This is a genomic window from Candidatus Aminicenantes bacterium (assembly GCA_026393795.1).
Classification (GTDB): Bacteria; Acidobacteriota; Aminicenantia; order UBA2199; family UBA2199; genus UBA2199.
Map to the genome: position 1 here is coordinate 1 of JAPKZL010000024.1, position 9113 is coordinate 9113.

At 57.6% G+C, this 9113-nt stretch carries 10 protein-coding genes; 9 read left to right on the forward strand and 1 reads right to left on the reverse strand.

Features of this window, described 5'->3' with window-relative positions:
- From yidC to NTW95_01200, 6 genes are all read left to right on the forward strand, one after another.
- On the forward strand, positions 1-376 hold a 376-nt coding region (gene yidC, locus NTW95_01175; GenBank protein ID MCX6556040.1), incomplete at its 5' end, for a membrane protein insertase YidC.
- Between the two features lie 2 nt (positions 377-378).
- Positions 379-999: a hypothetical protein gene (locus tag NTW95_01180; GenBank protein ID MCX6556041.1), complete on the forward strand. Its 621-nt coding sequence runs from the start codon at positions 379-381 to the stop codon at positions 997-999.
- Positions 992-2350: a tRNA uridine-5-carboxymethylaminomethyl(34) synthesis GTPase MnmE gene (mnmE, locus tag NTW95_01185; GenBank protein ID MCX6556042.1), complete on the forward strand. Its 1359-nt coding sequence runs from the start codon at positions 992-994 to the stop codon at positions 2348-2350. Before NTW95_01180 ends, mnmE begins: the two co-directional genes overlap by 8 nt.
- Entirely contained in the window at positions 2347-4167 is a 1821-nt protein-coding gene (mnmG, locus tag NTW95_01190) for a tRNA uridine-5-carboxymethylaminomethyl(34) synthesis enzyme MnmG (GenBank protein MCX6556043.1), read from the forward strand. Before mnmE ends, mnmG begins: the two co-directional genes overlap by 4 nt.
- Before the next feature lie 192 nt (positions 4168-4359).
- Entirely contained in the window at positions 4360-5817 is a 1458-nt protein-coding gene (locus NTW95_01195; protein MCX6556044.1) for a HAMP domain-containing sensor histidine kinase, read from the forward strand.
- 1 nt (position 5818) lies between these two features.
- Positions 5819-6202, forward strand: coding sequence for a response regulator (locus tag NTW95_01200; protein MCX6556045.1), 384 nt, complete (start codon positions 5819-5821; stop codon positions 6200-6202).
- 10 nt (positions 6203-6212) lie between these two features.
- On the opposite strand, the gene NTW95_01205 is transcribed toward NTW95_01200, so the two are convergent.
- Positions 6213-6917, reverse strand: coding sequence for a hypothetical protein (locus tag NTW95_01205; protein ID MCX6556046.1), 705 nt, complete (start codon positions 6915-6917; stop codon positions 6213-6215).
- Between the two features lie 271 nt (positions 6918-7188).
- Between NTW95_01205 and NTW95_01210 the strand changes: the two genes are divergently transcribed.
- The 3 genes from NTW95_01210 to NTW95_01220 form a co-directional block, all read left to right on the forward strand.
- Positions 7189-7710: a hypothetical protein gene (locus NTW95_01210; protein MCX6556047.1), complete on the forward strand. Its 522-nt coding sequence runs from the start codon at positions 7189-7191 to the stop codon at positions 7708-7710.
- A gap of 93 nt (positions 7711-7803) precedes the next feature.
- Complete coding sequence (locus NTW95_01215; protein ID MCX6556048.1) at positions 7804-8901, forward strand: hypothetical protein; 1098 nt, start codon at positions 7804-7806, stop codon at positions 8899-8901.
- Positions 8902-8957: 56 nt separating this feature from the next.
- The coding region (locus tag NTW95_01220; GenBank protein MCX6556049.1) for a GDP-mannose 4,6-dehydratase at positions 8958-9113 on the forward strand (156 nt) is incomplete at its 3' end.

Here is a 9113-nt window from a genome sequence, read left to right on the forward strand (position 1 = left end):
TCTCCTCTGGGGATTTTTCCGCCTGCTGGCGGTCTCGATCAACGTCCGCCATGAGCCCTGGCTGCTGTGGATCACCGACCTGTCCAAGAAGGACCCCTATTATGTCCTGCCCATCCTGATGGGCGTGACCCAGCTCGTCCAGCAGCGCATGACCCCCTCGGGCGGGGACGATACCCAGAAGAAGATGATGTACATCCTGCCGTTTGTCATGGTCATCATGTTCGCCAACTTCGCCAGCGGCCTGAACCTGTACTGGTGCTTTTCGAACCTGCTGCAAATCGGCCAGCAGTACATTATCAACGAGAAGATCCACAAGCAGAAGAAGGACGAGGAGCACGAGCTGAAGATTATGAAGAGGAAAAAAGGAGCCAAATAGAAATGACGGACAAGAAGGAGTTTGTCGCGAATTCTCTGCAAGCGGCCATCCACCAGGCGGCCGAGGCGTTCAATATACCGGAAGAAAAACTGAAGTACCGCATCATCACCGAAAAAACGAAGTATTTCGGCCATAAGCAGAGGGAAATCTTCATTGAGGCCTGGAGTTCCGACGGCAGCGACCAGAAGGGGCTCGAGGACTTCGTCTCGCTGTTGATCGCGGAAATGAAGCTGGAACTGCAGTTCAAGTTCGAGAGCGGCGCCGATTTCCTGAGGGTCAACTTCGCCGGCGAAGATTACAAGCTGATGCTCTACCAGAACGGAAAACTGCTCAACGCCGTCCAGTATCTGCTCAACCGCCTCTTCGCCGACAAGATAGGTAAAAAGATTTACTGCGAATGCGAGAACTACCGCAAGAAAAAAGAATCGGAACTGAGCACGCTGGCCCATCGCCATGCCCGCCAGATCCGCCGCAATGGCCAAGCCGTCGAATTGCCGGAACTGAATCCGTTCGAGCGGCGCATCATCCACATGACCATCAACAAGTACGACGATCTGGAATCCAAAAGCGAGGGCGACAGTTTTCTGAAGGTGATCACCATCAGAAAAAAGCCGCATGGATGACGGGACGATCGTAGCCCTGGCGACGCCGCCGGGCAAGGCGGGTATCGCCGTGATTCGCCTTTCCGGGAACGATTGCCAAGCCATCGTCAACTCCCTGTTCGAACCGCAGCCCGCCGAATGGCAGGCGCGCCGGAGTTATCACGGCTTCATCCGGGCGGAGGGGCGGCGCATCGACGAATGCCTGGTGACCCTTTTTAAGGCGCCGCGATCCTACAGCGGCGAAAACATGGCGGAGATTTCCCTGCATGCCAACGCCTTCATCGTGGAAGAGGTGATCGGCCTGGCCTGCCGCCTTGGCGCCCGGCTGGCCCTGCCTGGAGAGTTCACCTACCGGGCTTTTCGCAACCACAAGATGGACTTGCTCCAGGCCGAAGCGGTCAACTCGCTGATCCGGGCCAATTCGCGGGTCTACGCCCTGATGGAATTCAACAACCTGGAGGGCCGGCTTTCCAAGCGCATCGGCTCGCTCCGGGAGCGTTTGACGCAGATGGCGATCGCGGTGGAGACCGAGCTTGAATTCGCCGAGGATCAGCAGCTCGAAATGGCCGACGCCGGTCAGGGGCTCCGGGCGGCCGCCGGGGACGTGGAGGCCATCCTGAGTCAAAGCCGTTTTCATGATGTCCTCGACCAGGGCATGCGGGTGGTGATCGCCGGCAAGGTCAACGTCGGCAAGTCAACCCTGTTCAACGCCCTGCTGATGAAGGAACGGTCGATCATCTCCCATCTGCCCGGCACCACCCGCGATTACATCCAGGAAAAGCTCCATCTCAATGGGTTGCCGTTCCAGATCACCGACATGGCCGGCATTCGCGATGGCAGCACCGACGATATCGAAAACCAAGGCATGCGGCGCAGCCTGGATCAGATCGCCCAAGCCGATGCCGTGATCGTCATGGTCGATGCCTCGTTGCCGCTGGATGCCAGCGACCGAACGATCGGCCGCCTGAGCAACGGCAAAAAGCGGATCCTGCTGGCCAACAAGCGCGACCGGGCAAAGCAGCGGGCGGTGAAAGGCATCCGCCAGGCCTTCCCGGGCGAAACCGTCCACCTGGTTTCGGCCAAGAACGGGGAAAACCTTGAAGTGGTCGTCGATTTTTTAAAGTGCTTATGGCACGAGCTGGGCGACCCGGCCACGACCATCCTCGTCAACCTGAGGCAGAAATCGCTGCTCGAAAAACTCCTGCTAACCTTACGCGGCATCGAGCGCATGCGGGCACAGCGCCCGGTCCAGGCCGAAGCGCTGGCCGAGGAGATACGCCATGGCCTGCAGCTGATCGGGGAATTGACCGGTGCCGTCAGTTCCGCGGAGATCCTCGATGGCATCTTCGCCCAATTCTGCATCGGCAAATGAAGATCGTCGTCATTGGCGCCGGGCACGCGGGGATCGAGGCGGCTTATGCCGCGGCCAGGATGGGTGCCGAAGCTACGCTGCTGACCATCCATTTGGAAACGCTGGCCCAGATGTCCTGCAACCCCTCCATCGGCGGCATCGCCAAGGGGCACCTGGTCAAGGAGATCGACGTGCTGGGCGGGGTGATGCCCCGGGTCGCCGACGCCACCGGCATCCATTTCAAGGTGCTCAACCGCAGCAAGGGACCGGCCGTGCGCGCCACCCGCACCCAGAACGACAAGATCGCCTACCGCAATTTTATGAAAAGTTTCCTGGAAACCGTACCGCAGCTCAGGATCTTCCAAGGCATTGCCAGCGCCATCGTGGTGGCCAATGGCCGGGTGTGCGGCGTCCGGCTGGCGGAAGGCGAAACCCTGGCCGCCGACGCGGTGATCGTCTGCAGCGGCACCTTCCTGTCCGGGCTGATCCATATCGGTTCGGCCAGCTATCCCGCCGGCCGGGCCAACGAGCCGCCGGCCCTGCTCCTGGCCGAAGCCATCGCCGCCCTGGGTTTTCAAATCCTGCGCCTGAAGACCGGGACACCGATGCGCCTGCATGCCGACAGCATCGACTGGGAGAAATTCATTCCCCAGCCGGGAGACGAGCCGCCCCAGCCTTTTTCCATGTTCACCCGGGGCAAGGTCAAGAACCGCATTCTTTGCCACCTGGGCCATACCACGGCCGCGGTCGGCGCGATCGTGCGCGACCATCTGCACCTGTCGCCCTTGTATTCGGGAAAGATCACCGGCATCGGCCCCCGCTACTGCCCGTCGCTCGAGGACAAGATCGTCAAGTTCGCCGGCAAGGAAAGGCACCACTTTTACCTGGAACCCGAGGGCCTGCGCAACAAGGAAGTGTACGTCAACGGCCTGTCCACCAGCCTGCCGATCGAAATCCAGAAAAAGGTGCTGGGCGCTATTCCGGGGCTGGAGAGAGCGCAGATGATGCGCCCGGCCTATGCCATCGAGTATGACGCCATCCAGCCGACCCAGCTGCGCGCCAGCCTGGAGGCGCGCCTGGTTGAAAACCTGTTTTTCGCCGGCCAGGTCAACGGCACCTCCGGCTACGAGGAAGCCGCCGCCCAGGGCCTCATGGCCGGGGTCAATGCCGTGCTCAAGGTCCGCGGCGAAGCGCCGTTCGTCCTGAACCGCGACGAGGCGTACATCGGGGTGATGATCGACGACATCGTCCGCAACGGCGTCGATGAACCCTATCGCCTGTTCACGGCCCGGGCCGAATACCGTTTGCAGCTGCGCGAGGACAACGTCTTCGAGCGCTTGGGCGGCCACGGGCTCAGGTTGGGCCTGCTGGCGCGGGCCGCTTTCGACCGCGAAACGCGCCGGCTGGAACGACGCCGGCGCGTGGTCAGCAAGTTGGCAAGGATCAAGGGGTGCTGGAACGACAGGAGCGAAACATTTTTCAAACTGCTGAAAATGCCCGAGATGACTTTTGAAAAACTGGAAGAACTAAACAAAAAACCGTTGCTGAAGAAAAAGACCTTGACCGACGTTTCCTATATCGAGGCGGCCGTCAAGTACGAAGGCTACGTCGATATCCAGAAGCGGGAGGTCGCCAAGATGCAAAAAATGCAGAAAACGGCCATCCCGGACGACCTGGATTTTGCCCTGGTCGACGGTCTTTCCATTGAAATGAAACAGAAGCTGGCCCGGGCCCGGCCCGGCACTCTGGGCGACGCCGCGCGCCTCCCCGGCGTCACCCCGGCCGCCCTCAACGCCGTCAGCATCCACCTGACCCTGAAATACAAGCAAAGATCGTGATCATGGCGCACATTCATTTTTTAGCAAGCCACGCCTTTTGCAGTTTTTCTCTACCCATATATTGATAATTTTTAATTTTTTCCATAAAATACCTTTATAAGGGGAATTGATTTCCTTGATAGCCGATCCTTTCGCGGTTATTATCCGGAACGGCGGCAACGATGAATGCTGAGTTCTGGCAGGGGAACTTTTATGAACCGTAAAATTGCCTTGGAAACCAGGGGGAAATCCAATCTTTACTTTATCTTGGTAATAGTGGCGGCCCTGGCGGCTGTTTCGGTGTTTGCCTGGTGGATGGCGAGGCGCGCCGACCAGCAGATGCGCACCGAACTTCTCTTGCAAGCAAAGCTTGTGGCTGTTTTGATCGACACAGAGTACGCAGGGATTTTAAACGGGACCGATGCGAATACGACCGCGCCCGGATTTGCACGGCTCAGGGAGCGGCTTGCCAGGGCACGCAAGGTCAATCCGGAATGCCGCTACCTGTATCTGCTTGGGCAAAAACGGGACGGCGCGGTGTTTTTTTCCCTTGACAGCGAGCCCGCGGATTCCGTGAACTACTCCCCCCCCGGACAGGCTTTTCCCGAAGCGTCGGACCTTTTGCGCAGCGTTTTCGCTTCCGGTCGGGGCGTGGTAGAGGGGCCGGTATCGGACCGTTGGGGCGTCTGGATAAGCGCCCTGGTGCCGCTTCGTCATCGGGATACGGGAAGAGCGGTCGCCGTGCTGGGAATGGACATGGACGCCAGCACCTGGAAATGGGACATGGCCGGCAGATGCGCCCTGCCGGTGGGCCTCGCGTCCTTCGTTCTGTTCCTTGGGATTTTCATTTTCGTGTTGACCCGGAACTACCGTCTCATTCGTGCGCAGGAACGGCGTATCAAAGAGAGTGAGCGGGAACGCCGGCGCATCCTGGAAAGTGCGAACAAGGCCAAGTCCGACTTCCTTGCCGGCATGTCCCATGAGCTGCGCACCCCCCTCAACGCGGTCATCGGATTTTCCCAGGTTCTTCAGGATCAGAATTTTGGCCCTCTCAACGAGAAGCAAAAAGAGTATGTGCTGGATATTCTGGAAAGCGGCCAGCACCTTCTCGACCTGATCAATGACATCCTCGATCTTTCCAAGGTCGAGGCGGGGAAGATGGAACTGCAGCTCTCCCCGGTAGTGGTTGGCGGCCTTCTCACCGGCAGCCTGGTGATGATCAAGGAAAAGGCGTTGACGCACGGGATTGCCCTTAAGACGGATATTCCCGAAGAACTGTCTCATCTTGTCATGCTGGCCGATGAGCGCAAGTTCAAACAGATCCTGTTCAACCTCCTTGCCAATGCAGCCAAATTTACCCCCGATGGCGGTGCGATTACTCTTTCGGCCAGGCGTATGGCAGAGGGGAAAGGTGAAGTCATCCAGGTTTCTGTCAAGGATACGGGCATAGGCATCACTCCAGAAAATCAGGGGAGGGTTTTTGAGAATTTTTTCCAGGTTGCAAACAGCCTGACGAACAAGATATCCGGAACGGGTTTGGGGTTGTCCCTGGCTATGAGTTTTGTGAAGCTGCATGGGGGGAGGATGTGGATGGAGAGCGAGGGAGACGGAAAGGGGAGCCAGTTTTTCTTTACTCTGCCGGTTCAACCAGAACAGGTGAGAGGAGAATGATATGGGCAGGGTTATCTTGATTGTGGAAGACGACCCCAAGAGCGTGAAGCTGCTCCGCGACTTGCTTCAGATCAGAGGCTATACAACCCTTGAAGCGACAGACGGAAAACAGGGGGTCGACATGGCCAGGGCGAAGATGCCTGACCTGATTTTTATGGACATGCAAATGCCCGTTATGGATGGCTTTGAAGCAATCAATATCCTCAAGACCGACCCTGCAACAAAAAGCATCCCCGTCATCGCTTTAACGGCCTTCGCCATGCAAGGGGACCGGGAAAAGTGCATGGAGGCCGGATATGATGATTACATCACAAAGCCGCTGGATATTCGGGCATTGGTAACAAAGGTCAAAGAATATTTGGAAAAATCGGAAAAGAAGCCATAACCTCCCGGGATCAGAGGGCCGCGGAGAAGCCGAACCAGATTTCCGTGTCCTCGTTGACCTCGTCCAGCAGCGGGATCATCACGTTGAGCGAGGGGGTCAGCGTCAGCTTGCCCACCGTCAGCGGCACGCTGGCGTAGAAATCGATGTTGGAGAATCCTGTCTTGTCGATGTACTGCCTGCTGTTGAAGCCGATGAGCCCTCCCATTTCCACGCTCACCTTTTTGTTAACTTTCAACTCATGGCTGCCGCCCAGAGTGACATAGAGGCCGCTGCCCAGATTGAAGTCGAAGGACACGGACAGACATGGTGAGAACGGCAAGTCGGTCTTGGCGACCGTAGCATAGATCTCCTGGGAAGTATCGTCCTTGAATTTGAAGGTGCCCGCGAACCAATAGCCGTAGTTGGTGAAGCCGGCGGTCAATTCCCACCCTTCCGGCACCTTGAAAGCGTACGATAGGGTCACGTCGATTTCATCGGAATACTTAAACACTTCCCGCTGCGCCAGTGCGAAGCTGCTCCAAATATTGAGCGAAAACCCGCTTTCGCCAAAATCGACTGTGATTGAAGGTTGAATGGCCGCATGGTTGTCGGGAAGCAAATCGAAGCCGCGCCAGATGTAGCGGCTGACCAGATCGACCTGGCCGGAGACCGCGCCTGGCAGCATCAGCGCCGCGCCAGCCAGAAAAGCAAGCAGCGATAAAACGAATTTTTTCATGCAACCTCATTCTGATGCTTGAATGAATCGGCAACATGCATCCGGTAAATTATATCACAACCAGGCTGGTCGCCAGCAGCATGGATCCGGTATTGTCTGTTCACCAGGGACGACATCAACGCCCTCGGCATCAATCTGACCTTGAAGTACAAGCTACGGGATTAAGCGCTGCAGTCGGCGGCTCAGGTGTACGGCATTTGTGGCGGCCGATGTCATATGCTAAAATGGCGGCATCCAGGCAGACCTGGAACGAACGGCCGCAAGGAGGCGCATGAGCCCGCAAACCAAGATCTGCCAGTCCTGCAAGGAAGTCAATCCCGCCGACGCCCGCGAATGCCGCAGCTGTGGCCGTTTTTTCATCGCCGCGCCTGCGCGAACGCCAGATTTCGCCCCGGCCGACGCCTTCCGCCACCCGGCCTTCATCGCGGCCGCGGTGCTGCTCATATCCCTGTTCCTACCCTGGTTTTCCGTTTTCATGTTCAACGTGACGGCCATACAGATCATCAGTCTCAGCAAGGAGGCCGGCGGCTTTTCCATGCGCGCCGGCGGGCTGTTCGCCTTGACCCAGTTCCTCTTCTACCTGCTTCCCGTCGGCTGCATCGTCGTTTTCGTACTGGCTTTCCGCCAGGCGAGCTTGCGCCTAGTTGGGAGCGTCACCGGCGCGCTGCCGGTAACGATTTTCGTCCTGCTGATTATCCAGAGCTCCCAGATTCCGAACGTCATGGGCGCCGGTTTCGTCGTCGCCATCCTCGCCGGCATCGCCTTGATCATGTTCAGCCGCCGTGAGTTCTGAACCGATAGGCAATCGTTGATTTAAAAAAGTTTATTCCTGCCTCACCTTGACTTGCCGCCTGATTTAGGAAAATAATATGAGAAGGAGGGAAGTATGAAGCGCAAAACAATAGGGTTCCCGATCATCTGCTTAAGTGTTCTTCTTATCCTTCCCAACGGCTGCCGGAGTTCCAATTCGGACGACCAGCCGAGCGCGGAGCCCGATGTATTTATTGCCGGGTATACCCTCAACGGATCGGATATCGCTGTCCCTTGCACTTGGAAAAACGGAACGCGAACCGATTTGAGCGTGAGCGATCCCGCCAAAAACGGATCCGCGAGCGGCATTTATGTTGACGGCACTGACATCTACGTGTCCGGGAATTCAATAAATAGTTCCGGGGTCCTTGTTCCCTGCTTGTGGAAAAATGGCGTGCGTACCGAGTTGAGCACCATCTCTGCCGCCAAGGGCGGCCAGGCGCTTGCCATTTTCGTCCACAAGGAGATCGTCTATATGGCCGGCTCTGTCTGGAACGATGCCAACGTCAACATCCCCTGCTACTGGCGCGATGGAGAACGCACTGAATTGAGCGTGCTCACCCCGGGCATGGGCGGCTCTGCCGCTGCCGTTTTCGTTACTTTGACCGGCGATCTGTACATTGCCGGCAGCACTTCCGACGCTTCCCATGTCCCTGTCCCCTGTTATTGGCATGATGGCGTGCGCGTCGATCTGAGCAAGCTGGATCCGACCGGGATGGACTGGGTTTGGTCGATCCAGGTTGAGTGGGGGAATGTCTATGTAGCCGGCGATGTCCGCAGCGCCGCGAATGTCCCGCGCCCCTGCTACTGGAAAAACGGAGTACGGACCGAACTTTCCGTCATCGACCCGGATGGCTGGGCCGAAGGCTATTCCATATTCGTCAGCTTTGGCGATGTCTATATTGCCGGTCATTGCATGCGGTTTTCACACAAATATGTTCCTTGCTACTGGAAAAACGGGGTGCGCACCGAGTTGAGCGTGTTCGACGGCAACCAGGATGGCTTTGCCTATTCCATTACCGGGTACGGAAATGATATCTACACCGCCGGTGAAACCACGACCAGTTACCATGTGCGCGTTCCCTGTTACTGGCGCAACGGCGGCCGCGTCAATCTGAGCGTCTTGGCTGACAAAGACGGAGCAGCCCTTTCCATCTTTACCCTGAGCCGCTAAGGGCCCTTTTTCAGTTTATTATTGCAAATTGAAGGGTTTTTCTATAAAATCAGCGGATGGAAAAAAGAATTCCCACCGGGGCGCCGAAGAATTCCCGCTGCCTGATCACCGGCGCCTGCGGCTTCATCGGCTCCCACCTGGCCGCGACCCTGGCCGCGGCGGGGAACGAGGTGGCCTGCCTGGTGCGCTCCACCAGCCGGCGCGACATCCTC